This is a genomic window from Rhodococcus sp. KRD197 (assembly GCF_017168235.1).
In the GTDB taxonomy this organism is placed as follows: domain Bacteria; phylum Actinomycetota; class Actinomycetes; order Mycobacteriales; family Mycobacteriaceae; genus Rhodococcoides.
Genome location: NZ_JABFAO010000004.1, coordinates 920,028 through 944,910, shown reverse-complemented (window position 1 = coordinate 944,910; position 24,883 = coordinate 920,028). Strand labels below are relative to the sequence as shown.

27 protein-coding genes and 1 pseudogene are annotated in these 24,883 nt (G+C 62.3%); 8 read left to right on the top strand and 20 right to left on the bottom strand.

What is annotated here, in order from left to right:
* Positions 1–233 precede the first annotated feature (233 nt).
* A complete protein-coding gene (locus J1M86_RS10725; protein WP_206509773.1) occupies positions 234–725 on the top strand; it encodes a hypothetical protein in 492 nt (163 codons plus the stop codon).
* Here J1M86_RS10725 and J1M86_RS10720 read toward each other — a convergent pair.
* Positions 682–1,197 (bottom strand): hypothetical protein, encoded by a 516-nt coding sequence (locus J1M86_RS10720; RefSeq protein WP_206509772.1) that lies wholly within the window; start codon positions 1,195–1,197, stop codon positions 682–684. The genes J1M86_RS10725 and J1M86_RS10720 overlap by 44 nt on opposite strands.
* A 196-nt stretch (positions 1,198–1,393) precedes the next feature.
* On the opposite strand from J1M86_RS10720, the gene J1M86_RS10715 reads away from it, so the two are divergent.
* Positions 1,394–1,774, top strand: coding sequence for a hypothetical protein (locus J1M86_RS10715; protein WP_206509771.1), 381 nt, complete (start codon positions 1,394–1,396; stop codon positions 1,772–1,774).
* Between the two features lie 232 nt (positions 1,775–2,006).
* Positions 2,007–2,333 carry a hypothetical protein gene (locus tag J1M86_RS10710; RefSeq protein ID WP_206509770.1) on the top strand — a complete coding sequence of 109 codons (327 nt, stop codon included), beginning with the start codon at positions 2,007–2,009 and terminating at the stop codon, positions 2,331–2,333.
* A 334-nt stretch (positions 2,334–2,667) separates the two neighbouring features.
* Here the strand turns inward: J1M86_RS10710 and J1M86_RS10705 are convergent, their stop codons facing one another.
* Positions 2,668–2,829, bottom strand: coding sequence for a hypothetical protein (locus tag J1M86_RS10705; RefSeq protein WP_206509769.1), 162 nt, complete (start codon positions 2,827–2,829; stop codon positions 2,668–2,670).
* Positions 2,830–3,190: 361 nt separating this feature from the next.
* Between J1M86_RS10705 and J1M86_RS10700 the strand changes: the two genes are divergently transcribed.
* From J1M86_RS10700 to J1M86_RS10685, 4 genes are all read left to right on the top strand, one after another.
* On the top strand, positions 3,191–3,844 hold the full coding sequence (locus J1M86_RS10700; RefSeq protein ID WP_206509768.1) for a hypothetical protein: 654 nt from the start codon (positions 3,191–3,193) through the stop codon (positions 3,842–3,844).
* Positions 3,841–4,857 carry a hypothetical protein gene (locus tag J1M86_RS10695; protein ID WP_206509767.1) on the top strand — a complete coding sequence of 339 codons (1,017 nt, stop codon included), beginning with the start codon at positions 3,841–3,843 and terminating at the stop codon, positions 4,855–4,857. Before J1M86_RS10700 ends, J1M86_RS10695 begins: the two co-directional genes overlap by 4 nt.
* Before the next feature lie 156 nt (positions 4,858–5,013).
* Positions 5,014–5,628, top strand: a complete 615-nt coding sequence (locus J1M86_RS10690) for a hypothetical protein (protein WP_307786597.1) — start codon at positions 5,014–5,016, stop codon at positions 5,626–5,628.
* Positions 5,629–6,589: 961 nt separating this feature from the next.
* Complete coding sequence (locus tag J1M86_RS10685; protein ID WP_241259756.1) at positions 6,590–7,024, top strand: VOC family protein; 435 nt, start codon at positions 6,590–6,592, stop codon at positions 7,022–7,024.
* 270 nt (positions 7,025–7,294) lie between these two features.
* On the opposite strand, the gene J1M86_RS10680 is transcribed toward J1M86_RS10685, so the two are convergent.
* From J1M86_RS10680 to dnaE, 9 genes are all read right to left on the bottom strand, one after another.
* Positions 7,295–7,822 (bottom strand): DinB family protein, encoded by a 528-nt coding sequence (locus tag J1M86_RS10680; RefSeq protein WP_307786596.1) that lies wholly within the window; start codon positions 7,820–7,822, stop codon positions 7,295–7,297.
* A 60-nt stretch (positions 7,823–7,882) separates the two neighbouring features.
* Positions 7,883–8,473: a hypothetical protein gene (locus J1M86_RS10675; RefSeq protein WP_206509766.1), complete on the bottom strand. Its 591-nt coding sequence runs from the start codon at positions 8,471–8,473 to the stop codon at positions 7,883–7,885.
* Complete coding sequence (locus tag J1M86_RS10670; RefSeq protein ID WP_206509765.1) at positions 8,470–9,297, bottom strand: NAD(P)H-binding protein; 828 nt, start codon at positions 9,295–9,297, stop codon at positions 8,470–8,472. The genes J1M86_RS10675 and J1M86_RS10670 overlap by 4 nt, the downstream gene beginning before the upstream one ends.
* On the bottom strand, positions 9,294–9,890 hold the full coding sequence (locus J1M86_RS10665; protein WP_274611692.1) for a TetR/AcrR family transcriptional regulator: 597 nt from the start codon (positions 9,888–9,890) through the stop codon (positions 9,294–9,296). The genes J1M86_RS10670 and J1M86_RS10665 overlap by 4 nt, the downstream gene beginning before the upstream one ends.
* Positions 9,891–9,988: 98 nt before the next feature.
* Positions 9,989–10,393, bottom strand: coding sequence for a hypothetical protein (locus J1M86_RS10660; protein ID WP_206509763.1), 405 nt, complete (start codon positions 10,391–10,393; stop codon positions 9,989–9,991).
* Entirely contained in the window at positions 10,390–12,531 is a 2,142-nt protein-coding gene (locus J1M86_RS10655) for a hypothetical protein (RefSeq protein ID WP_206509762.1), read from the bottom strand. Before J1M86_RS10655 ends, J1M86_RS10660 begins: the two co-directional genes overlap by 4 nt.
* Complete coding sequence (locus J1M86_RS10650; RefSeq protein WP_206509761.1) at positions 12,528–14,360, bottom strand: hypothetical protein; 1,833 nt, start codon at positions 14,358–14,360, stop codon at positions 12,528–12,530. The genes J1M86_RS10655 and J1M86_RS10650 overlap by 4 nt, the downstream gene beginning before the upstream one ends.
* Positions 14,357–15,865 carry a hypothetical protein gene (locus tag J1M86_RS10645; protein ID WP_206509760.1) on the bottom strand — a complete coding sequence of 503 codons (1,509 nt, stop codon included), beginning with the start codon at positions 15,863–15,865 and terminating at the stop codon, positions 14,357–14,359. The genes J1M86_RS10650 and J1M86_RS10645 overlap by 4 nt, the downstream gene beginning before the upstream one ends.
* Positions 15,866–16,004: 139 nt before the next feature.
* Positions 16,005–19,568, bottom strand: a complete 3,564-nt coding sequence (gene dnaE, locus J1M86_RS10640) for a DNA polymerase III subunit alpha (RefSeq protein ID WP_206509759.1) — start codon at positions 19,566–19,568, stop codon at positions 16,005–16,007.
* Positions 19,569–19,703: 135 nt separating this feature from the next.
* Between dnaE and J1M86_RS10635 the strand changes: the two genes are divergently transcribed.
* Complete coding sequence (locus tag J1M86_RS10635; protein WP_206509758.1) at positions 19,704–20,663, top strand: LysR family transcriptional regulator; 960 nt, start codon at positions 19,704–19,706, stop codon at positions 20,661–20,663.
* A gap of 149 nt (positions 20,664–20,812) precedes the next feature.
* Here J1M86_RS10635 and J1M86_RS10630 read toward each other — a convergent pair whose 3' ends face one another.
* The 9 genes and pseudogenes from J1M86_RS10630 to J1M86_RS10590 form a co-directional block, all read right to left on the bottom strand.
* Complete coding sequence (locus J1M86_RS10630) at positions 20,813–20,986, bottom strand: hypothetical protein (RefSeq protein WP_206509757.1); 174 nt, start codon at positions 20,984–20,986, stop codon at positions 20,813–20,815.
* Positions 20,983–21,837 (bottom strand): hypothetical protein, encoded by an 855-nt coding sequence (locus tag J1M86_RS10625; protein ID WP_206509756.1) that lies wholly within the window; start codon positions 21,835–21,837, stop codon positions 20,983–20,985. Before J1M86_RS10625 ends, J1M86_RS10630 begins: the two co-directional genes overlap by 4 nt.
* 28 nt (positions 21,838–21,865) lie before the next feature.
* Positions 21,866–22,102: a hypothetical protein gene (locus J1M86_RS10620; RefSeq protein ID WP_206509755.1), complete on the bottom strand. Its 237-nt coding sequence runs from the start codon at positions 22,100–22,102 to the stop codon at positions 21,866–21,868.
* Positions 22,103–22,104: 2 nt separating this feature from the next.
* The gene (locus J1M86_RS10615) at positions 22,105–22,257 is read right to left on the bottom strand and encodes a hypothetical protein (protein WP_206509754.1); all 153 of its coding nucleotides are present in this window, start codon (positions 22,255–22,257) and stop codon (positions 22,105–22,107) included.
* Between the two features lie 42 nt (positions 22,258–22,299).
* Positions 22,300–22,686 (bottom strand): HicB family toxin-antitoxin system, encoded by a 387-nt coding sequence (locus tag J1M86_RS10610; protein ID WP_206509753.1) that lies wholly within the window; start codon positions 22,684–22,686, stop codon positions 22,300–22,302.
* Positions 22,686–22,883 (bottom strand): type II toxin-antitoxin system HicA family toxin, encoded by a 198-nt coding sequence (locus J1M86_RS10605; RefSeq protein WP_206509752.1) that lies wholly within the window; start codon positions 22,881–22,883, stop codon positions 22,686–22,688. Before J1M86_RS10605 ends, J1M86_RS10610 begins: the two co-directional genes overlap by 1 nt.
* Positions 22,884–22,924: 41 nt before the next feature.
* On the bottom strand, positions 22,925–23,554 hold the full coding sequence (locus J1M86_RS10600; protein ID WP_206509751.1) for a TetR/AcrR family transcriptional regulator: 630 nt from the start codon (positions 23,552–23,554) through the stop codon (positions 22,925–22,927).
* Positions 23,551–24,492 carry a DUF2637 domain-containing protein gene (locus J1M86_RS10595; protein ID WP_206509750.1) on the bottom strand — a complete coding sequence of 314 codons (942 nt, stop codon included), beginning with the start codon at positions 24,490–24,492 and terminating at the stop codon, positions 23,551–23,553. The genes J1M86_RS10600 and J1M86_RS10595 overlap by 4 nt, the downstream gene beginning before the upstream one ends.
* An 87-nt stretch (positions 24,493–24,579) precedes the next feature.
* A pseudogene (locus J1M86_RS10590) lies at positions 24,580–24,883 on the bottom strand (hypothetical protein); the annotation flags it as partial.

The window sequence follows — 24,883 nt, the reverse complement described above, 5'->3', positions numbered from 1 at the left end:
GATGCCCACCAGGATGAAGTAGGGCCTCTCGCACGAACCGAACAGGCGGCGAGAGTGGCGTGCTTCTGCTCTCCACGACCAGCATTGAGAAAGTCTAGTCGTTGTGCACTGCGGCTTGGCGTTGGGCGGCTAAGGCTTTGTGTGTGCCCGAGAGCGAAGTACCTACCAGCCGCACCACCAGGAGTCACGTCGATCCTCCGATCGGCCTGCTGAGAGGTTCTATCGGTCGCGCCGTGGGTGGGTGGCTGTCCAGCGGCGTCGTCATCGCGGTGATACTCGATCGCTGTGTCGGTGATGTGGACGGCGTCGAAATCGAGCCAGTGGGTAGCGTCGGGTGTTCAACCAGCCAGGACGCTGGCGCTTTCGACATCGGAAAGGTGTACCGGTACTGCGTTGCCAGCGGTGGTGAGATAGCCCCGGACTGTGAGGTGGGCGGCGTCGAAATCGAGCCAGTGGGTAGCGTCGGGTGTTCAACCAGCCAGGACGCTGGCGCTTTCGACATCGGAAAGGTGCACCGGTACTGCGTTGCCAGCGGTGGTGAGATAGCCCCGGACTGTGAGGTGGGCGGCGTCGAACTGTTCGGCGACCGATGCCCAGTCGGGCATGTGCCACGTGCCGGAGCGCCCGGTGGTGTTACACCAGTCGTGTCGGCGGGACGCGGTGACCGCGGCGGCGAGCCACCTACTCAGTGCGAGCCACTCGAAATCCCGCGCGCCATGCGATGAGGCCAGTGACCGCTCCGATGACCGCAGCTGCCAGGGGCCCGGCGATCAGATAGGGAACAAGATCGGCATCTCTGCCCGGGCAGAGGGAGTTCGTCGACGGTGCGGCAGGGTCGCTCATGAGCGAGGTCAGCGGCGCGCTCGAAATACACTGCGTCGGCTGCCCCAGCCACCATGAAACGAGTGCGACACAGACCAGGCCGCCGACAAAGAACGCAGCGGCCCCTGCCGCAATCAATGAACGCACCAGCGCATCGTTCCAGTTTGTGTGGCGTTCGTCCACGTACCCAATAATGCATGGTCCGACGGGTTCGCTGGTCTGTTGCACGACGAATGTCAGGACGCCCACTTCGAGCCAGACCGCTCCGCCGTCCTGGTCGTACATCGCTACCCAATCGATGTTCTCGATGGTGGAACCGTACTGACGCACATGGAGGTCATGGCCGAGCCGCTCGATTCGAGTCCGATCAGCCATGGCTCCGACAGGTCGGACGACGTAACTTACGCTCCCCGCCGAGGGGTCCAGCTTCCGGTCACACACGTTCGCGCCGCTCGAAGAAGAGATGGTGCATTCCCAGGTATGTCAGCACTGCCCCACGCTGGTCAGAGACGAATAGCACGCAGAGATCCAATTCTCAGGTGATAACCCGCAGCACTGCGATAATGAGTGGATGGTTGTTTCTAACGTCGCGCGCAGCTGGACGGTGGTGTTCGACGCCGGCCGCTTCAGCGAGTACTTCGACGGCGTCGCGCAGGGCGAGGGAGAAGCGATTGTCGCTGCCATCCAGCTGGCGCGGCTCGTCCGTGACGCACGCGAGGCCGATTTCGCTCCCTATCTTTCGATCAGGTTCGGAACCGGTCCCGCAGACATGCACGGATCGACCATGCCGATGACCGACCTCGATCTAGACGATGAGACATTGGCAGGCCAACTCCGAATTGGCGCGGCGGCGGAACGTGCTCGCGGCCAGTCACTGCGTGAGGCGATGGTTGCCGCCGAGCAGCGCGGGCCGACGACTTCGCCGACGGTGGCGACTTCCGTTGTAGAGTAGATTCACCGAATTCGCGGCCTGATCGGCTCTGTTTCTCCAGAAGCTGGTGCGGAACGGCCCGACATGATCGCGGTCGAGTCGGCGCAGCGGTCGGAGGTACGCATGGCCGAAAGAGCTCGTCGAACTGTTTCTCGTCGACAAGCCGTCCGATCGGCTCACTCCCTACGGAGCGCTCTACGGGGTCGGTGAGATGGTCTCAGCGCGTGCGCAATTGATCGAAGTTCGAGATCGAATGCAAAAGTTGCTGGACTATCCAGAATTGGCACACCTCGCGGAGTGGTCGAACAAACCTGCAGGGTCCCCGACGGATGCGTTTCTCGACGCGTTCGTTCCCATCGCCGGTGATGACAGGGAATATGTAATCATCGACCTGCGTACCGGAGATCTACACGGGTCCGTGAGTGTGTATCAACGAGAGGGCGACGCCAGCGGACCGACCTGGGTGTCGATAAGCGCGATGCTGTCCGACGTGGCCGATAGCCTCGAGTCTGGAACGGTATTCGATGGAGTGTGGGTTCCCACCTTCGCGGACTCGATACTGGGCTGGGACGCACCATAACGGTCGGGATGGTTCGATTGCGGCGAGTGGGCCGGTGCCTCGTAGAGTTGTCGTCGTGAGATCGACGTTGAGTATCCATTGTTCGCTGTTGCTATCGGGTGTTGCAGCAACGTTTTGTGGATCGATCGAGGACGTAGGACGGGAAGCCGAAAGATCACAACGGGGACGAGATCCTGGAGTATCTGACGAATCGACATCACTCTTGGGTCTGTACGCGGATCGGCACGGCGAAGAATTCGATGCAGAGCGACGAGGGCTACTCGACTGCGGGTGGACGCACAGATCCGCGTCCTAGATCACCAACCTTCGACCGTCACGGTCAACACCCGCAATGTCATCGACTCATCCCTGCTTGCAGGACATCGTCCACTGTTTGCCCGATCCAACTCTCGTACTCCTCCGCTGGGGCCAGTTCGAGAAAGAACTCTTTCCGCAGCTCGGCGATGAGACCCGGGTAGTCGTAGTAGGTGGCACCCATGATGGCGAGCTTCCGCACCGGCCTGCACCTGTACCCCACACCTCATGAACCGCCTCAGAGCCGTCGGTATCAACCTCCGTGTGCGCCGCGCGACATCGCTGCGCACCCTCGTCACCCAGGTATTTCCTCCGCGACCCCCGCGATGCTCGGATACAGCGACTCCGTCGCCCATCGCCACGCCGAACTGGCCGCACAACGAAAGTAGCTCAGTCCTACGCGCGTTCACCGTCAAGGTTCCCGCTTGTGAATCGACGACGTGTCGAGGGGGGTGAGGTACTGTAGCGGACATGACACTGCAGAAAGGCGCATGAGCGCCCCGTCGTCCGAGCGCAGACTCTTGCGCCCACGATATACCTGTTTCGCTGCCGACCGACTGTGGGTGATCGACGAAACCCAGCCTGTTGCAGTGCTTCTCGAACCGACATCCGGACGGATCGACCGGATCGTGTCTCGGCCGGAGAATCCTTCCCCGTCACCTGTACTGACGATTGCCTCCCATGAGGGCCGTGTCTGGCTTCACTACCGCGGAACGGATGTTCTGGCCTGCGTGACCGTGGACGGGGTACATCACGCCGAGTACCTCGACCAGCTCTGGCTTCTTATCAGATCTATGGACGGTGCGGACCGCCACTTTGTTCGACTGTCGACAGACACAGCAGCGTCCGAACTCGAAGCAGCGATCGACGATCTGGATGTCACGGGCTACTGCCGCACCGTCGCTCCCGAGCCTCCGGATCATGCGTCGTACGTTCGCTACTGCATTCGTCGACTCGACGGGCGCCAGTTCTCGAAGCGAATGCACGATGTGAGAGCCGAATTCCTCGGGGACTGGCCGCATGGCCGGTTGCATATCAGTTTCACCCACAATGACTACGAGGGGTTCACTTTGGTAACCCGACTCAGCCTGTACGACGAACAGGGTCGACGTCTCGACGACGTAACCCGTTATGTCCCGACAGAATTGATGGAGCGGGCAGACACCCGCGCCTACCCGGGTCGGTCGCACGCCATCGGGGGGGTGTTGTACGTATGACGCATTGGGACGAGGTACTGCTCAAGATCGTCGACGGCCCGCAACGGCCGGTCATGGGTATCGCCCGCGCACATCACGCCGACATCGGTCCGAGACGCGTCTACGACGCGCACTACGGCGTCGTTCCGTCGTATGTGGGTTTCGGGCTCGGCGAAGTCCGCCTGGTCCGTTTCGGTCGAAAGACGCGCATGGAGTCCCTCGACGGAAAGCCGCTGTTCATTGCCAACGGCCAGAAGTGCTGGGTGTTTCAAGCCGGCCACGATGATCCGATCGAAACGAACGAGCTCAACACACGGATACACGACCCGGGCCGGGAGCTGATCGTCTCCCGGCCGGTCGAACATTGGGCGCGGCCGGGCCTCACCAGACCTACGCGTCCAATCGAAGAGGTCGAATTCATCGGACGGCGCTGCTGGAAAGTGGAATTGAAGACCGGCAGCGAGGGCTCGTCGATGGTGCTGACGATCGACACCGAGACCGGGACCGTATTGAAGCAGGAGTCCCCGGAGGGCAGCGCGGAGTACGTCGATTGTGTCCTGCCGGAGAACGCTTCGGATTCGACGTTCGTGTGGAGCGGCCCGGTCAGAATGGCGCGCAACGTTTTCGCCGAGGATCGGGCGCGCTCGATTGAACGATCGAAGAGCAACATGCAATGGTTCCACGACAACGTCAGCGCGCTACGTATACAGGCGAATGTCCTGGTCGACTTCACGCCGACCGAGGTGCGACGAGACCCCGAACATCCCGAGAGCTTCGAAGCCGATTTCGAGAAAGGCGCCGGCCGACTGTGGCGACGCGCGCGCTCCGCCGAAGACTGGTTGCTCCCCGCGAACTGGACACGGCACTACCCGACGCCGATCCGAGCATGGTCCACGCACGAATTCGACTGGGCATGCGCACTAGGCCTGGGACCGGGTAGTTTGACCGATGCAACCTTGGCGGAACTCCAGGACACGCTTCACCCAGGCCAAGACGTGGTCGGCACACCCCCACTGAATTCAAGACTGAGCTGAGCAATACGACCAGTTCCAATATGCAGAGTCACCTCTGAACTACTGCACAGACCGCGCCGCAGCAGTTCTCGACTGTTCCTCGTGGGCGCGGCCACCGACTCCAGATATCGTGAAGTTGCTCGATGTCAGCGGTGCTGTGTCCGTTCGGTTCCATATGTGAACAGTTCGTTGTGTAACAATGACCGCGTGACAGTTCGACCGTGCACCGATGCGACCCCAGCACAGTGGCTACTCTCCACCGACCGCGATTGGTCGGACCTATTGGTGCGCGGCCCGCTCGGTTACGAGGCATACGCACGCCTGCGGTTCATTCCAGACCCGTCTTATCCTGGTCAGCGCGCAAGCGATGCCGACGTAATTGACGAATTGCTGCCGGAGATCGAGCAACTGGCAATCGCCGTCTCGCATCTCGCCAATTACACCACTACGCCCGACAACTGCTACTTCGCCATTTGGGAGGGGTGGGGTGGAATCGAGCTAGTGGGCCCGGTGAAAGTCCCCTTCATCAGTCGTGAAGCAGTCTTGTTCAATGGTGCCGCGAGCGATCTGCTTGGCTGGGTGGACTCCCGCGACAACTCCAGTGCCGACAACCTGCCGATCCCATCGTTCATCTGGCCTGCCGACCGCGCGTGGTGTATCGCGAACGACGTTGACCCCCACTTCGCAACAATCGGAGCAAGCTCCGTCGCAATCCAAGGACTTCTCGGGTACACCAGCATCGACATTACCGAAGACGATCCCGACAGCCCACAACCTTGGTACAGCCACTAGCGAACAACGCGACACCGGGTGTGAGGACCTCTTAGTGCTTGCTCCAGCAGTTCATTGGTGGCACCGCCATTTGGCTCTTTTGATCACGACTTCGTATTCGCTACCATGCTTGCCCGCCCCGTGTAGAAACTATTCTCTCCTCGGCAGCTGATGGGCGGAGGAATTGTCACTTGCCCGGCTTTGGCTGACTAAGACGTCAATTTTCTGTGGAAGCAGCCGAAAATTTGTACCCAGATTGGGAATTGCTGTCGAACGTACCCACAATATCGAAGGCGTCCCGCGCATAGAAAGTCCGAGCCTCGGTCCACACGTCCGCGGGCGCGTCTTCGACGCGCGGGCTTGGTAGATCGTCGACGAATACGAGAAGGTCGCTGTTGCCTTCAGGCGTGGAACCTTGCACGCTGACCATTACTTGAACTCCAAATCTCCCTGTGGCTATGCCGCAAGAGTCGATTAATGTCGTTGGTCCGAGAATACGTCTTACGGCGAGTTCGTGTCACTACCTGACCGGGGGCGCTCACCGCTTACGAGTTGACTAGTGCAGAGAACCCGTTTTCGCCCACGCATGGAGCAGGCCGGGCGATTGGGAATCCATTGCGAGCCCCTCGGATCTCTCGCCTATTCGCAACTGTTGCTGCCGCTCAGGATGAAGGCGCTAAGCCAGGCGCTCCAGGCATGTCCCCGATGAACCGGGCTATTCGTCAGCTGGTTTCGAGTAGTGACGGTTCCTAGAAGAAAGCTGCCCGGCGCACACACGTGGACGAGCCAGATCACGTGGGCTACCGTTGACGCAACGTCGCGTGCCGTTGGCAGTCCCTGTCAGGTATGGAGGCGTCGAACATTTTGGGAGCCGACGATGATCTCGTTGCACCCGTCGTTTTCGTGTGACTAGCCGCGAGGGACCACGGCACCTGACGCTGGACCAACTCCCGGTCGCCGTGACTTCTCTGGTGCACATGGCATGCTGTCGGGCCCCGCCGTCGAGCTGAATGATCAGCACTCACCCTCGACGATTGGAGATCCAATGGCTGCCACTTTCAACCACATCATCATTCCCGCCAACGACGCCGAGGTTTCGGCGGCGTACTACCGGAACCTGCTGGAGATTGCCGATGCTCCTTCATGGGGGCCGTTCGCCAACCTGATCATGTCTAACGGCGTGCTCCTGCAACTCGCCAAAGCCCCAACAGACTTTGATTCCCTACACTTCGCATTCCTCGTAGACGACGAGCATTTCGATCGAGCCCTCGCATCGCTGATCGAATCTCAGACCGAATACTGGGGCGATCCGAAGCGCTCGCACAACGAGATTCGGCATGAGGACGGTGGCCGCGCTCTCTACGTCCTCGACCCGGGCGGGCACTTGGTCGAGCTGCTGACGCGGCCATACGTCTGATTCTGCTACGCCCGAGCCAAGCAAAATCGACGGAAGTGTCGACTTGACTAGTGCAGAGAAGACGTTTTGGCCCACGCATGAAGCAGGCCGGGCGGCGCGCCTTTGACGTTGCTGGACTGACTTGTTCTGGGAGAACGTCATTGTCGCGCGACGCGTTCGATATCCAAGCATGTAAAGCGTCGAAGGGTGTAGCCATCTCGGGCACCACAGGACCTTAGAAATGGTGGCTGAAGCGCTACGCGAGCACGCCCAACTGTTCGAACAAGCGTCTCAGGAAGCCGAACACTGCAGTCTGAGTTGGCCGATCTCGGCTGTGTTTTTCATCAGCTCCGCGTTCAACCACGCCACGGTGTGAGCGACGGTGTTCTCCGAGCCTTTGCCCCACGGGTAAGACGACGGGGCATCCAAGTCGCAGTCAGCGTAGCCGGCCAAAATTTCGAGCCAGTCGAGCCGGAGATCGCGCAGCCACGCCAGAACTCCGTCGAGGTCACCAGGCCACACGATCTCAATCCGTTCACGCGGCGTTTTACCTTGCGCGTGGTCCAGGGCCACCGTCCACCACCAGCCGATGTGCCATGTGAGCCACCCAATCGTCGGCACCGGGATCGGGTCGAGCTCCGCCTCGTCCCAGTCCGCAGTCCACTGTCGGTGTTCATCTATTCGTACGTTCCAGCACACTCGTGCTGGCTCCCACCGAAGCATCTCGGACGTCAGTTCCTCAAGATGTAGCTCGAAGAGCGCCCAGGTCAGATCGAACTGCCAGCGCAGAAGGTCCAGTCGAGTCGTAGCTACGGTCACAATTGCAGCAGCGTAGATTCATAATCCGAGGAAGGCGAGCCGATTTCGACGGAGGCTAGCTCAGGTCGATACCCGTTCACGCTGAGCGGGGTCGGTGGCGGCGAGGTATGCGTGGCCGCGAGGGGAAAGCTGATAGCCCGACGGCAGGCTGCGAGTGATGCCGTGTTCCTTGAGCGTTCGGATACGGCGCTTGAGCGCGTCCTTGTCGATCGGCAGCTCTTCGGCGAGCTGCGCTGCGGTCATGCCAGGTTGTTCGGCGAGTCGATACAGGGTGGGCTCCGCCCAGCAGACGCGGGCATCGAGTTTATTCAAAACGGTGCTGATTTCGTCGATGTCCGCCGACGTGAGCAGCGTGTTTGCGGCAAGTGCCTCTCGGGGATCTGGGCCGATCCATCGCAGGGTGATTTGCCAGAGCGGAACCGCTTCGTCGCCGCGGAGCGTCGATACCAGCTCGTCGCGGCTGCCATAGCCGGCGGCGGACACATCGAGGTGTTCGAGATCAGCCCGATCGACCCGGTCGATGCGGACGATTCCTGCCACGGTTCGCAGGGTCGAGCCGGCCTTGATTCCTCGTGTATCCGTCCAGCGGCGGTACGCAACAGTGACGTCCCCGGCGGCCACGCCATGAGCGATCCGGTCGGTCAGAATCATCGAATCTCCTGAACGAACTCACCGAATCGTCGGGTAGGGCGGCCGAGAATATTCGTGGCGTCGGGCAACACCGGTGCGGCGTGTCCGGCCGCGATGGTGGTGAACAAGCCGCTGATGGTGTCGACGTAGTCGAGGTGCCACCCCAGTTCGATCACCATCGCGCGGAACCGTGCAGCGGTCACCGGCTGGTAATCGTCCACGAGCACGTTCGAGTTGCGGCAGGTGTCGGCGACCTCGGCGAAGGTGAGACTTTGTGGTCCGGTCAGGTCGTATTCCCGGTAGGTGTGGTCGCCGAGGAGGGCTTCGATAGCGACCGCAGCGATGTCGCGGGTATCGATGAAGCTGACTGCGGCATCTGATGTCGGGAGCCGCAGCGTTCCGTGTCCGGCTTCGGCGATGGTATGCAGCGGACCGTCGACGAGATTCTGAAAGAACCAGTTCGGTCGCAAAATCGTCCATGCGAGTTTGCTTCGCTGTAGGTGCAATTCGACAGCGCGTTGCTCGACTTCGGCTGGTGCGTAGTTCATTCCCAGCGCGGTCATCAACACGACGTGGGTTACGCCGCTACGACTGGCGAGATCCAGAAAATCACACACTGCAGAGCCGAGTCCGAGTACGGATCGGTGGCCGTCATCACCACCGGGCACGATCACGAACACTCGCTCGACACCGTCGAGTGCGGCGGGCCAGGTCGTCGGATCGGTCCAGTTCAGGGGTATCGCGCTGCGCCGCGATCCCGGCCGCAGATCCGCTCCCCGATCCTGAAGCTGCGCAAGGACTTCCCTACCGACCTTGCCGCTCGCCGCGGTAACGAGGATCGTCATGCGTCAGCCCTGAGGGCGAAGGCCAGCTGCGCAAGCACCACGTCGCGGTAATCAAGATCAGCCGAGGCTCGGTGATCGAGTACGAGCGGGTAGAGCCGCCCATCCATGGTCGCGACCGCAACATCGACAATCGCGGAAACCTCGAAACGGGGGTCGAACGATCCCGACTCCACGCCGCGTGACACAGCCGCGAGGAAAGGACGGCGGTAGTGCTGGGCGAGGTCCGCGGCACGCTCACGCAACTCGTCGTCGTGTGCTGCGGCGGTCCAGAATTCCATCAGCATTCGCCACGTGTGTACTGGTGTCGACAATCCACGATCGACCAACGCGACCAGCTGATGCCACGGATCCTCAAAGCCTGCGGCCAGCGATCCCAGCGCATCGACTTCATCCGATGTGGCGCCTCGCAGAGCCTCGATCAACATGTCCTCGCGGGAACCGAAATAGCCCTGCAGTGTAGACACTGCGACCCCCGACGATTGGGAGACGTCAGCGAATCGCGTTGCGGCATAACCACGTTCCGACAAAACCGCCACAACATGGGTCAGAACCTGGGCTCGTTTCGCTCCGCCTGCTCGCCGCGTCCGCGACATCTCCCTCGCACTCACGTCCGTACCGTATCACGATACGGTACGGGCGTGAGTGATGCATGGGGCAACATCGCGCTGGCCGTGCACGCGGCGGTGACCGGTCAGTGCCTGTGAGTGGTTATGTGCGAAAGCTTGCGCGCAGGTGACTGCTGACTTGTTCCGTTGCGTTCGGTGGTGAGTTCGTGGATGACCTGCGCGTAGATGTTGACTTGTTTCTGTAACCGATTGTTTTCTTGCCGAAGGCGATCGTTCGCTGCTTCAGCAGCTTTGACGCGTCGATCGAGCTTGTGGAACGCAGCTGGAATCTTGTCCTGTGTTTGTGCACGTCGTGTGAATTGTTCGGCGAGGTCGGTGTGTTTGTGTGTCAGAACCCATCGTTTGACGTCGGCTTCGACGGCGAGCTGGACGATGCTCAGGGCACCGGTCGAGCGTTGCGGTGTGCCGTCGAGGAGCCGCGTTATTGCTGCTTCGATCGCGTGGCGTTCCGTTGTGTTCTCAGGAGTCATCGCCGGTTGCTTTCGCGTCGATTGTGTTGGGTGACAGTGTCTTCGAGTCGAAGTAGTTGTTGTCGTTCGCGTGCGACACGTATCGGTGGTGCCAGAGGATCGTCGACCAGGACACGGAGGGTTTCGATGTCGGTGGTGAGTTCGTCGATATCGCGGTCGGTGCGGGCGATGTTGACGCAGTTGGGTCGGCAATCGGTGAGGTCGGGGGTGCGGCGGGTGTCGGTGTCGTCTCGGCTGAGGTGGCACGCCGCCCGGCGCGGGTCGAAGACGCAGGTCATCCCGTGTCCTGGGTAGATCTGCAGGTCCGGGTTGGCGAGCAAGGTGCGTGCATCGCTGCTGGTACGTAGGACGTGTCCGGCGAATCGTTGCGCGCCGTCGACGCGGTGGCGGTAGGTGTGTGCAGCTGGGCCGCTGACATGTTCACCGTGTCGAAGGTGCTCGTCCGCGTCGGCGAGGAGGTCGAGTCGGGCGAGCCACTCCTCGAACGCCAGGTCGTCTGGGAACCCGGAGGCATAACTGCCGGCGTAGCCGATGGTCATCTGCACTTTCAGGTGACCGTACTGGATTGCGGCAGCGACGAGGCCTCGTGGTTTGCGGGCGATGAACCAGGCCAGAGTGCGTCGCAGACGGCGGGCGGGAATGCTCGGATCGGTCGGATCGGGTGGTATGACATCGGTGCGGCCGGTGGCTGCGCAGTAGGAGTCGACCCAGCCGATCATGTGGGCCATGTCGGTGTTGATGCTGCCAGTGGTGCGGGCTTGCCCGGTCCGGAACTGTCGTGGCCCTGAGTTGTGTTCGCCGAGCATGTGCGGGAACAGCAACGAGTCGTGGTGGAGTCTTTCCAGCACACCGATCGCGGTCGCGACGGGATCGGCGACCACCCAGGGGTCGGGACGAATTTGTCCTTGCGGCACGGTGGAGCCGCTGGCGTCGTGTACCCCTTTCCAGTGTCGACCGCGAACGAGCAGCAATCCACTGTCGGAATCCCGCTGCAGGCATCCGCGTTCGAGGGTGAGTACCTCACCGATCCGCATGCCGGAGAGGTAGCCGATGACGATGAAGCAGGCGGCGGTGAGGTGGCGGGCGAGCTGGTGGGCTTCGCGTTCGTCGATGGAGTCCTCGCACCATAGCTGCCCGTCGAGGGTGCCGGTGGCCGGTATCAGCAACGGTGCACCTTCGCGGATCGGCAGCCCCGACCGGCCCAGGATGTCGAGGATCTCCGGACGGCGGAGCGAATCGGGCGCGGTGTCTAGGAGCCGGGCCAGATAGGGCAGGTGGTGGATCAGTTCACCGCCGCGACTACGGATGCCCGGTAACGGACGACCCATATCGCGGTACCTATCGAGCAGGGTGTGCAGATCGGTGACGAGTTCGCCGGGTCGGCGCCGTACCCGGTCAGGGCGTAGACGGGTGGGTAGCATGCGTCGGTGGAGCCGTTCGTATTCACCGAAGCCGGCCGTGATGTCGTCGGCGAAGTCCTCGACAAACCGCAGCGACCATGCCAGCAGGCTGTTCATGGTGTCGGGGTGAATGCGTGGGGTTCGAATTTCCACATGGCGTGAGGCTTCGAGCAGCCGGTAGACACGTTCGCCGTTCCACAGCGGTGTGGGTGGGAGACGATCGGATTCTGGCACGAGTTTCCGGTAGCCCCACATCTTGATCACTGCGGCGAGGAGGTCCTCTCGATTGGCGTGCGTCGTCTCCGCGGTTTTGACGTGCACCAGGTAGTCGTCGAGATCGGCGGGGCTGACCTGGATCAGCGATCGACATCCACGCGCTGCCAGCCAGTCGGTGAAGGCGCGGGTGAACCGGAACATGGTCGAGATCGTCAGCATCGCGGGCGTGCCCCCGCGATGATGTCTGTTGACAGTGGCGTCGTCACCGTCATGGTTGATCATCGCCCAGTACAGGTGTTTGAGTGTGCAAACGAAATCGGGGTGCACGGACCCGAAGTTGAGCGAGGTGCTTCGTGCGTGCGGAGCCAACAACGCAGGCGTCAGATTCCAGCATTGGTCACCGAATCGGGAGAGTGCGGTTACGTCGGTATCGGCCCGCAACGGGCGATTCTGCAGCACAACGGTTTCCGATCCCGGGAACCTCGCATCGCCATCGTCGGTGAGGACGTTGGTCGTGGTCATCGGATGTCCAGGTTGCGCGCTAGGAACCTGGCTACAAGTGTTCGTTGTTCCTCGCTCACGTGTGTGCGCGCCTCCTCGATGACGGTGTCGGGGTATCGGCTCATCACGTCGGCGAGTTGAGCCACGGGGCCGGCGAATCGCTGCGCCCACCGCAGCGGCGTCATCTCCTTCGCCTTGTGTTGCAGTCTGTCGTGGACTTCGGCGATGACCGGCAGGTGCTGTGGGGTTGCCCGCGCGCACGGGCACGACAAGCACAGCAGAAACGATGCCGTGCACGGCTGCCCCGCGGGGGCGTGTGGACTGTGGGTGTTGTCGACACAGCCGGCGACAACGGTGTCGAGACGGCCACCCAACAGGTCAGTCAGCACGCTGGCGGTGAGTCCGACTTGAGCGGCGACTGCGCCCGGATCGGCGCGAGCGTGTTCGATTTGTTTCTCGGTCAGGCTGCGCATCACCGAGGTGCGTCGCGCTTCGGTGACCTGCTCGTCGAGGGTGGCGGCCACGATCTGCTGGTATTCCGCGAGGTTGCCGCGATGCCGGGCGAGATAGTCGTTGGCGAGTGTCTGCTCGGTGTGTGCGACCGGTTGCTGGTGCTGTTCGAGCCAGTTCATCCGTAGTCGTCTGCTGTCGAGTCGCAGCGGGGCAGGCTGACCGGTCTCGTCGACCGTGTCGCCGAGCACACCGCGGGCTTGTGCCCATTCGCCGAGCACGTTGCGGCGTAACCCTGGCAGGAACAGCATGCCGTTCTTCGGCGTGAAATAGGCGAACAGCACCTCGGTTTCGGCGCGAGCGCGCACCGGTCCGCAAATATCGTGAACGACCTGATACACCGCGTACGCACTGGACAAGTCGAGCCGGGCTGGAGCGGACGCGGCCGCTTCGTGCAAGGCGATGCTCTGGTGGGCGTGATGTCGACCGCGCCGGGGTTTGATCGTCTCCACGATCGCCGTGCGGGAGGCTCCTGCGTCGCCGTCCGGCCTGTGATGCCGTGCTGGGAGCGTGGCGATCGCGGACAGATTGTGCCCGGTCAAACAGATCAACAACGCTGCCGCAGCGGCGACATCCTGGGGTGTGGGATACAACTCGGCGAACAACGCCGCCGTCCCTCCATGTGCGGTGGAAAGATTGTGTCTCGAACCGTTCGAGTACCGGGGCACTTGGTCGTGGCGGTCGATGTGATCGAGTAGCCACCCTCGCTCCCAGCCGTGTTTGTCGAGGTCCCGATCGATCTCCCCGGCCCTCCACCGAGCCAACAGAGCACGACCCCCATGAATCCGGTGGACGCATTCGCGCACATGCGATTTCGCTGCTGCCGTAATCCGTGTGAACTCTGCGGCACTGTAGGCCTGGAACTTCTGATTGCTCGAACTGATCTGGGTGCGATGCATCCTCGCCGCGAAATCGTCGGGCACATCGCTGCCATGTCGCAGCAAGCTGCGCAGATTGATCACCTGTGTTCGCCGGTTCGACACCCGTTGCGCCAGCACATACTGATCCCAATGTGTCCCGTGCAGCTGCGCCGGCGTCGCCGGTGACCGATCCGCCGAGTCCAAGTATCGAGCGAACGACCGTGCTGCGCCGAGCAATGTCCGTGCCGATGCCAATGTTCGGGCGGACCCGCTCGGCCCGGTTCCTTTCGCGAGCGCTGCGGTAAGCCACTCACACATCGCTTCTGTAACTGGCAGGTCGGAGAGGTCGAACGTGGTCGGGCGGCCACCACGCTCTGGATGGAACACGACTCGAAAACGGTTGTTCCCCAACGGCTCGTGCCGTCCGGGAGATGTGTAGCCCAGGTCGGGCAGTTGCGCTCGACGGCCTTGTGCGCTCATGAGAGCTCAGTATCGGCAAGTGGGTCGGTGAGCACCCGAGGGTCGGTTCGGAACAGATCCGTCAATACTCGGTCCATGGCCGCACCGTGCGCGTGCTCGATCAGTAGCGAGACGTCCAGATCGCGGAACGGCTCCAGGTAGGTGTTCATCGTGGTGGCTACATCGGCGTGCCCGAGCAGCGTCATCACGAAGTACCAGGTGTCGCCGAACTGTGCCCGGTAGTCCCGCATCTCCTCGGCATCGAGGTGGGCGAAGCGCCGTTCGTACAGCAACCGACCGACAGAGAACCATCGCAAAGCGAACGAGTGCCGCAACATGTGCGCGGTCGCGGCCAACCCGATCAAACCTTCACGCTCGACTCGCCGGTTTGCGGTGACGAACGTGTGCTGCCAACCATGCGGTATCCGCGGCATGCCGTCCTCGTTCACCCACAGCGACGCCGGGCTTAGCCCGCCGGCATCGTCGTGGAACAGATACAGCCGCGCGGCCGGGTCGAGGGCGTCCAACGACACCACGGATTTGGCACCGCCACGGTCACGGAGTTCGAGCCGGCGGCCACCGAGCATCCGAATCACGATCCTGCGCTCCAGGATCCGGTCGTAACGGCCCTCCCGACGTGCTCGCCGTACGGCTTGGGCTCGTTCGCCCTCCACATAGGCACGTACGTCGGCCAACGTTTCGCGAGGCATCCAGAACCTGCGACCGCGGCTGCCCTTCGCACAGGCCGCCGCCAACCGGCACGTCGTGAACCCCCGGCTGGCATCGTCGACCGGCAGCTCGACCATCAACACACTCGCCCACTCCGACAACCGCAACCCCGTTCCGTACAGGCCGTCGGCGAACGCGGTGTCGCGCTGTGCGTTCCGGCCACGCCACCCCTCCGCTTCTCGACCACGCCGGTCCAGACCACGCAATCCGATGTCACGCCATCGCCGGTACCCTGCTGGGTCGAGCCACTTCACGTCACGATCACGCACCACGTGCGGAGTCGCCTGATATGCCTCGGTAGCTATTTCTCTGGGGCGGTGACCACGGACTGCCACGCGTAGCACCGGATTCGTTACACCATAAGTGCGGTGTGCCCACTCGTAGAACGTGCTGATCGCGACCAGATCCGATCTGACGGTGCCACCTGCAACGCGTACCGGGTTTGCCGTATCAGTCATCCGCCAGAACTTGAACGCATCGACCTGATCGGAACTTGCCTCGTACCAACAGCATTCGATCGCGTCGAGGAAACCCATCCACGTCGCGAGTGTGAACGCATACTTGCGGAGCGTTCCCTGCTTGCAGCTACGCATCCGGGGCGAAGCGAAGAACTCGTCGACCTCCGGCACGCCGTGGCCATCCGCACGCAGTAGAAACGGTTGTCCCGCACGCGTCCCGTGCCGGCGGGCCCACTCCGATAATGAGGGCAACCCGGCCAGCGCCGGATCGTCGACGACATCAGCCGACGAACTGGCTGGATCACACCAGAACACCTGCCACCGACAAATACCGACCATTGAAAACCACCGTATCGGCAAGCACCACGACCGCGGCCCGAAATCAGTCAAATCGACTCCAACAACAACACTTCGCTGGCCTGTCCGTCACTGTTGCTGGAGCGTGTCCGTTCTGGAATGAAATCGTCGTCCAGGGGATCTACGCATTCGCTGCGCTGGGCGGGGAGGTTGTCAGGCAATTGGCTCCGAACAGGGCCTTGAGATCGCCGTACAGGGCTGGTGTCTTGTGTACTCGAAACTTCGGATCGGTTGCCCACCGTGTCGTCGTCGTGCCGGTCAGGGCGATGTGAACGTCGGTGTTCCCGGGATGGCGTTGCAGAGTTTCACGGAGGGCTTCGATGTTCGGTCGTGTACAGGAGTGCACCGCGAGGGTGAGGGTCATTGGGGAAAGAGATGGGTCGGCATTCCCCAGCTCAGGCACGGAGATGTCGACTGCAACGACTGACGTTCTACCTTCGCGAATACTGACGTTTGCGGTAACAAGTAAGACTGAATCCTCAGTGAGCGCATGTTGGGAGCCGGCGTAGGTCGTCGAGAACACCAGTATCTCGGTGGCAGCGTCGAGATCAGCGATCTCGACGATGGCCCACGACTCACCTTTCTTGTTCACGCGACGGTCGACAGCGGCGACGATGCCACCAATCTTGATCTTCTGGCCGTGACGAACCTTTCCGGCATGCACAGCCGCGATGGAGGTGTCCGTCATCGATCTGAGCGAAGTGGCGATGCCGTCGAGCGGGTGGCCGGACACATACAGTCCCAACATCTCTCGTTCGAGTGCGAGCTTGTGCTTGGTGTCCCACTCCTCGTCCGGCACTCGGACGTTGAACACTGCGGAGATGGACTCGTCGGCGTCCTCGCCGCCGAACAGATCGAATTGACCGATCGCCTCGGCCTTCTTGGTGCCCATCACCGCGTCGATTGCGTCGGCGTGAATGAGCATCAGGCCCTTGCGTGGATGGTCGAGTGAGTCGAACGCGCCGGCCTTGATGAGGGATTCGGTGACTTTCTTACTGCAGGCAGTGGCGTCGATCTTGCCGAGGTAGTCCGAGAAGTCGGCGTACTTGCTCGTCTGCTCGCGTGCCCTGATGATCGACGCCACCACGTTGGTTCCTACGTTGCGGACCGCACCGAGGCCGAAACGGATGTCTTTGCCCACCGAGGCGAAGTCGACGCGAGAGGCGTTGACGTCGGGAGGCAGCACGACGATGCCTCTGGTGCGGCAGTCCGCTAGGTAGATAGCGATTTTATCCTTGTCATCGCCGACCGAGGTGAGTAGGCCCGCCATGTACTCGGCTGGGTAGTTGGCTTTGAGGTAGGCGGTCCAGTACATGACCAGGCTGTATCCGGCGGCATGTGATTTGTTGTAGGCGTAGCCTGCGAACGGCAGGACGGCCTCCCACAATGCGGTGACAGCATCGTCGCTATATCCGTTGCTGCGCATGCCGTTTCGGAAGTTCTCGAACTCGGCGGCGAGCACTTCGGGCTTCTTCTTACCCATCGCTCGCCGGAGAAGGTCGGCCTGTCCGAGGGTGTAGCCGGCCACCTTCTGCGCGAGCTGCATGATCTGCTCCTGATAGACGATCAGGGCATATGTCTCTCCCAATATTTCGCGGAGTGGTTCCTCGAGCTCCGGATGGATAGGTGTCACGGCCTCGCGACCGTTCTTGCGGTCCGCGTACGCCCAGTGCGCTCCGACCCCCATCGGACCTGGTCGATACAGTGCGTTCGATGCGATGAGGTCGTTGAACTCGGTCGGTGCCATGCGAAGTAGAAGCTCTCGCATACCAGCCGAATCCATCTGGAAGACACCGAGGTTGTCTCCTCTGGCGAGCATCTCGTAGGTGGCCGCGTCGTCCAGTGCAAGGGTGTCGAGGTCGAGGTCGATTCCGCGGTTGGCCTTGATGTTGTCGATCGCGTCACCGATGACGGTGAGGTTGCGCAGACCGAGGAAGTCCATCTTGAGCAGGCCGATGGCCTCGCACGACGGGTAATCCCAGCCGGTGATGATCGCGCCGTCCTGCGCGCGCTTCCACACCGGAATGGCGTCGGTGAGCGGCTCCGAGGACATGATCACCGCGCACGCGTGCACGCCCGCGTTACGGATCAGGCCTTCGAGGCCCTTGGCCGTCTTGTAGATCGTCGCGACGTCGGGGTTCGAGTCGATCAGCGCGCGAACCTCGACGGCCTCCTTGTAGCGCTCGTGCGACGGATCGGTGATGCCCGCAACCGAAATGTCCTTGGCCATGATGGGCGGCGGCAACGCCTTGGTGATCTGATCGGCGATCCCGAAACCGGGCTGCCCGAACTGCACGCGCGCAGAGTCCTTGATGGCCGCCTTGGTCTTGATGGTGCCGAACGTGATCACCTGAGCAACGCGATCGCTGCCCCACTTCTCGGTGGCGTAACGCACCATCTCACCGCGGCGACGATCGTCGAAGTCGATATCGATATCGGGCATCGACACACGCTCGGGGTTGAGGAATCGCTCGAACAACAGCCCGTGTGGCAACGGATCGATGTTGGTAATACCCATGGAGTAGGCCACCAACGATCCGGCCGCGGAACCACGGCCCGGCCCGACCCGGATACCGACGGAACGGGCGTAGTTGATGAGGTCACCGACGACGAGGAAGTACGCCGGGAACCCCATTTCCAGGATGACGCTGATCTCGTACTTGGCGCGTTCGCGGTACTCCTGCGGCACACCGCTGGGGAAACGCCATTCGAGGCCTCTGTCGACCTCTTTCGTCAGCCAGCTGCCTTGGGTATCGCCCTCGGGAACCGGGAAGATCGGCATCCGGTCGCGGGGTGCCCACACCTCGTCGTACGGCTGGACTCGCTCGGCGATGAGCAGCGTGCTGTCGCAGGCACCGGGCACCTGGTCGTCCCACAGTGCACGCATCTCGGCGGCCGACTTGAGGTAGTAACCGTCGCCGTCGAACTTGAAGCGAGTGGGGTCACTCAGAGTCTTACCGGTCTGAATGCACAGCAGCGCCTCGTGGTTCTCGGCAGCATCCTTGGTGACGTAGTGGCAGTCGTTGGTAGCGAGCGGCGGGATGGAGAGCTTCTTACCGATATCGAGCAGACCCTCGCGGACACGCCGCTCGATGGACAGGCCGTGGTCCATCAGTTCCAGGAAGAAGTTGTCCGGTCCCCAGATCTCCTGCCACTTGGCTGCAGCTTCGAGCGCCTCACGCTCCTGGCCGAGCCGGAGCCGAGTCTGTACTTCGCCGGACGGGCAGCCGGTGGTGGCGATGATGCCTTCCGCGTGCGAGGCAATGATCTCCTCGTCCATGCGGGCCCACTTGCCCAGCTGGCCCTCGATGGATGCCAGCGAGGACAGCTTGAACAGGTTTCGGACGCCGGTGGCATTCTCGGCGACCATGGTCATGTGCGTGTACGCGCCGCTACCGGAGACGTCGTCGGACTTCTGGCTCCGCTCACCCCACAGCACGCGCTTCTTGTTGAATCGTGATTCCGGGGCGATGTAGGCCTCGATACCGATGATCGGTTTGATACCGGCCTTCTTGGCCTCGTTGTAGAACTCGCTGGCTCCGTACATGTTGCCGTGGTCGGTCATGCCGACCGCCGTCATCTCCAACCGCGCCGCTTCGGCGAACATGGCCCCGATCTTGGCGGCACCGTCGAGCATCGAATATTCGGTGTGGTTGTGCAAATGCACGAACGACGTTCGACTCATTGGTCACCCCGATCAGCTAAGAACGCCTACTGGTTGTCGGGACCACCTCGTCCCTGGCAGCCATATGACCAGCTAGGGTCACACTGAGTCGAACAATCGACACGCGTAGTCGAACAACTGTTAGATGTAGAGCAGGTGGCGAAGTTGGATCTGGATCTGTCCGCGCTACGCGCGATGGTCGCTATTGCCGATGAGGGTCAGTTCAGTCTGGCTGCGTCTCTGTTGGGTGTAAGCCAGCAGGCGGTGTCCAAGCGAATCGCCAAGCTCGAGGGTCAACTCGGCACTCGTTTGTTCGAGCGGCAGACCGGCAACGTCGCGCTGACCGTTCACGGTGCTCGCTTTCTGCCGCACGCGCGCACAGTCCTTACATCGGCCGACACTGCAATCGCAGCGGTTCGAGAAATGCAGGTACTCCGTGTCGCGGTGCATGGTGCCCAGATCGTCGACGGAAACCTGATGAGGTTTTACTTGGAGAGGCACCCGGACGCCCAGATCGAGGTCATCATGATGGGACCGTCGAAGACATCGCGAGACGCGGTGGTCGCCGGTCGAGTGGATGTTGCATTCGCCCGCCATAACTGGAGTGCTCATCGTTTGCCGACCTATGTCAATGCTGCGCCGGCCTACCTCGACGCTCTGCATCTGTTGGTCGGTAGCGGCCACCCGCTCGCGCAGTGCGACCACATCGAGTTCGACGGCCTCGCAGACCTCACCGCATGGGTGCCCGGAGCCGGATTCGACTCCGAAGTAGGCGACTTCTACCGCCAGCTGAGCGCCGATTGCGGCGTCACAATCAACTCCGAGCGGCACCCCGGCGGGATAGGTTTCACCAACATTCTCGACCGCATCGCGGACTCCCAGGCGTTGGTCACTTTCGGCGGCGAAGGAACCACAACGCCGTGGCATCCCAATATTCGTCGTGTACCCATAGTGAACCCCACGCCCGCCTACCCCATGGCACTTCTGTGGCGGGAGACAGCAAGCTCCCATCCTGCGCTCAACTCGTTGATCGACTTCGTCGCCGGCAGCTACCGCAGCAACGAAACCAGCTCCATATGGCTACCAGAACCAGATCGCGCATTGTTCCGAAAATGACGGCCGCACCACGCAGGTGTGCACTCCACTCAAGAGGGCTCGCCGAAAGCAGTTGCATTACAACGCAATCTGAGAAAAAGCCTTTCGGCAAGCACCACGCCCGCAACCCGGAATCAATCAAATCGATTGCAACAACAACAGGTCACTGGCTAGAGACCTTCGGATCGGACCTTGAGCGGCGTCCCGTCTCGGAAGGAGTTGCCTCCGGACAAACCTGCCACGGTAAGCGCAATGTTGACCAGGACTCGCTGAGGCGGATCGACGATCCGGCGCGTAGGAGGATCGAACGTGACGGGCCAGTTCGCGTAGAGGTCGCTGGTCATTGTGCCGCCGCCAGCCGCCGAGTTCTCCCCGCCCCGGCGGATGCGCCCTCGGCAGCGGGCGACCAGCGTAGGCCCTGCTCGCCGAAGCCCGGGGCGGTGACGATGAACCGTCCGGTGCGCTGGGAGATACCACGCCCGTGAACGGCGGTCTCGACGGTGATCGAGCGGATCCGGCCTCGACTTCCCTCGATGCCGCCGACAGCAATGGGACGAGAGGCAATCGTCAGATCCAGACCGGGCATGTGTCCGTCCGTGATCGCGAATACTCCAGCGTGCGTACGCGTTCGAGCCAGGATCGACCGCGCACGAGTCGGCGGTACGTCGCGGCCGTGCACGGTGCTGATGACCAGATCGATCCCGTCGATGCAGATGCTGGCGACGTCCAATGGGTCTCCGTCACCTGGATCTATCAGTGCCACCCGCGATAGATCCCCACCGTGTTCGTGTACGGCGAGGAGCCCGAACTTTGGCTGGCCGATCAGAGCGACGTGATGGCCGGCCGCACTGACGGCAGCCACGAGGCCGACGAGAACGGATCCCGCTCCGGTGATCGACAGGGTCGTTCCGCGGGCCATTGCGCCGTGTGGCAGCAGTTCCGACAGTGGCGTGGGCGTCGGGATGGTGCGCAGGCTCCTCGCCCGCAGCGTGGCCGTGAGCGGCTCGGCAGGAGCGGCTCCCGTTGCGGACGTCTCGGCTACCGACTCCGATACGGGCGCAATCGGGTCGGGCAGTTCCGTGGGCGCGTGGTCACGACGTCCCGGTATGGAGGCCATCTGTCGGCGCAGTGCTGCGAGCTGGGCGGCCTTGTCGAGCCCTGCGAGGTCGGACGCGGCGTTGGCGATACCGGCCATGAGATGCGCCTTTCGCCGAACGGATCAATCACCCCAATCTATGCGAACACCTGTTCGATGTCGAACTACCAGCATGCGTCCCTTCTGGATGCAGCTCGTACACTCTCGCGGCGTCGACGAGGTGCTCGAGTGAGAGCTCAGGCTCGCCGGTGAGGTGGCGGTGGTCGGCGAGGATCTGCACCACGCCGTCCAGGGCATCGCGCACGGTTGGGTCGTCGGGGTCATAGCCCTCGTCGATGATGGATGCGCGTTCGATGGGGTCCATGACTAGTTCGACGCAGCGGCGTCGGGCGCGGTTCCCGTGTCATAGATCAGGTCGTCCGAGTCTTCGTAGCGGTAGGCCCGCTGCCCGCTCGGCAGCGTCACCCATCCGGCCCGTCCGTGATCGGGATCCGGATCGAAACTGCGGTCGCTGGTCATGGGAGCAAGTATCCCGACCGCCGCGCCCGCCCGGTCGGGCGGTCAGCTGTTGACCAGTTGGCTGGCTCGCTGAAATGTCACTCCGAGAAGCGCTCCGATGTCGCGGACGGGAACCTGAGCATCGGCGAGTTTCTTCGCGAAGGCCTCGGTGCTCGCTCTGACGCGGGCTTCGTCCTCGGCAAGGCGTGCTCGTTGGGTCGCGATCTCGGCGATACGGACCGCCAGATCCTCTCCCCCGGGTTCGAGCTCGATGTGTTGGTCGATCTCGACGTCGGCGAGGGCGACACCGGTTTCGAGGGCGATCAGTTCTTTCGCCGCGGTGGGAACGTCGTCGACGCGACGGGCCTGGGTGAGGGCGTCGAGTTCGGGGACAGCGATCATCCACCACTTGCCGTCCCTGGTCACCGACACCGTATAGGTCTTGCTCACTACTGGGCCTCCTTCATCGCTGCGAGGATCTTGCGGTAGACGCCGGGCGAGATCGTCCGGTGTCCGTCGGGCACAGTCACTTTGACTGCACCGTCGGCCGAGACCCACGTACTGTGCGATCCCACCGTGCGTACCGAGGTGAACCCGGCCGCCTTGAGGGCCTTGACCACTTTCCGCGTTGGCTGCTCGGTAACCATGACTCTAGTCTAGCCGATTGGACACTTTCTAGTCAAGTGAGCTAGACAATTATTCCTCGCGCATACACGAGATGACGTGTCGGCGCGGTCTTAGTGGCTGCGGCGGCGACAACAGTATCGAGGGACTCGGTGTATCCGCTTCGGACCGATGCCGTGACCCCAACCGGGACGATGTGAGCTAGCAAGCGGTGACCCGCCAGCGACACCGCCAGTACACGCCCGAACTTCTCAGCCGTGAAACCGTTGCGTAAGCACTCCAATTCGTCTGCTTCTGCCGCGAGTTGAACCGCGGCCTCTTCCCATGCCAGTGTCGGGCGTCGGTCGATAAATTCCGGCTCCAGACTCAGCCTGGCCTCGGCGCGCAATGCAGGTTCGTCGCTGAAAGCTGTCGCTGCGTCATCGACGAGCCCTGCGATGGCATCGAGGGAATGGACGTCGACCTCGGTGGCCCATCGCGTCGCGATGGTGGAGTAGACGGTCGCGGCGGCATCCAGCACGGCTTCGGCGAGTTCCTGCTTCGACGCGAAATGAAAGTACATTGCACCTTTGGTGCACCCGGTGGTGTCGAGAATGCGGTTGACCGACGATGCGGCATAGCCGTAGTTGGCGAATTCCCTTGCAGCTCCTGCTATCAGGGCTGCGCGGGTCTTGACCGCTCGCTCTTGGGTCATCGGCTCGCACCCACGTAGTCCCGGTCGATAACCGCCGGTGCGTAATCCTCGTCGGACCGATACTCCGCGTCTGCATCTTGGACGTCGACGTTCTGGTCGGCATGCGCAGGGGCCAGGGTCTGCTGGTGGCCGGTCGACGGGACGGTGCTGCGCTCGTTGGCGATCTTCTGCTGCACCTGGGTCCAAGTCTTGATGTGCCGGGAGACTGTGGAGGTGTGGAGATCGAGGTGGCGTGCGATGTCGCTCAGCGACCAGTCAGGGTGCGCAAGGTACAGGTCGACGCTGGTCCACACGGCGGGCTTGAGCAGGCCGTTGTCGAGGTCTTCGTCAATCCTGTCGATTCCCGAAACCGTTCCGGCGCTGCTGTTCTCGACCTCCGCGCGGTCAGTCGGGACGTCGTCCCGAGCTGGTGCGGTGATGTCGTCGCGGGTACCGGAAGTGTCGATCTTGGTCGTGGTCAGGCGGCGGCGGGGTGCACGTAGGACGACGGCGACGATCTCGCTCATCGTCAGGACCATCGCGGGCGCTAATGCTGCTATTGCTGCTGCGACGGCGGCGTTGAGGACTGTAGCGGTCAACACGGCGTGGTAGGCGTTGCCTGCGATGGACAGGATCGCCGAGACGGTCAGAACTGCCACGACGAGTCGCCGGCCTCGTTTGGTGGCGGCGTCAGTGTGCTGGGAGAGGGCGATCCGGATGACGGCGGCGGCGAGGATCGGTCCGTCGAGGGCGACGGGGATGACCCAGGCGTCGGCGGGGTGGATGCCGGCCATGACGGCGAGGTCGAGCAGGGTGGAGAAGGACAGTTTGAACGAGGCTGCGCCGACAATTATGGCGATGGCCAGGCCGGTGATCAGGGCGCCGGTCAGCACGCGCGGGTGGATGTCGAGAGTGTCCTCGCTGGTGGCGTCGAGGTCAGGGGTATTAGCGTGAGTCATGATCGCAGGTCCGTTCTGTGATCGACCGGCCCCGGCGGTGTGTCCGCACTGCCGGGGCCTTCGTGGCCGGATGGGGTACTTGGTTGCTCACAACCGGGCGCGGAGATCCTCGAACCACCGCGCCGCGGTATTGAGATCAGGCAAATCGATGTCGTATCGAAGACGTTCCAAGGCATCGACTTCGGTGTAGTCGAGGTCGGCGAGCTTTCGCATGTCTTGCAGAATGACGGCCACCGCGAGGAGTTCACCCATCGACCACGCGGGCCAGGGTTCACCCGACTCATTGCAGGTCCGGGCGAACTGGGCTTTGGCGAGCCAGTCTGTGGCGTAGCGATCCGCGGGGGTGGTCATCGGGGTCAACTCCTGGTCGTCGTGGCGCGGGGGGTGGGGA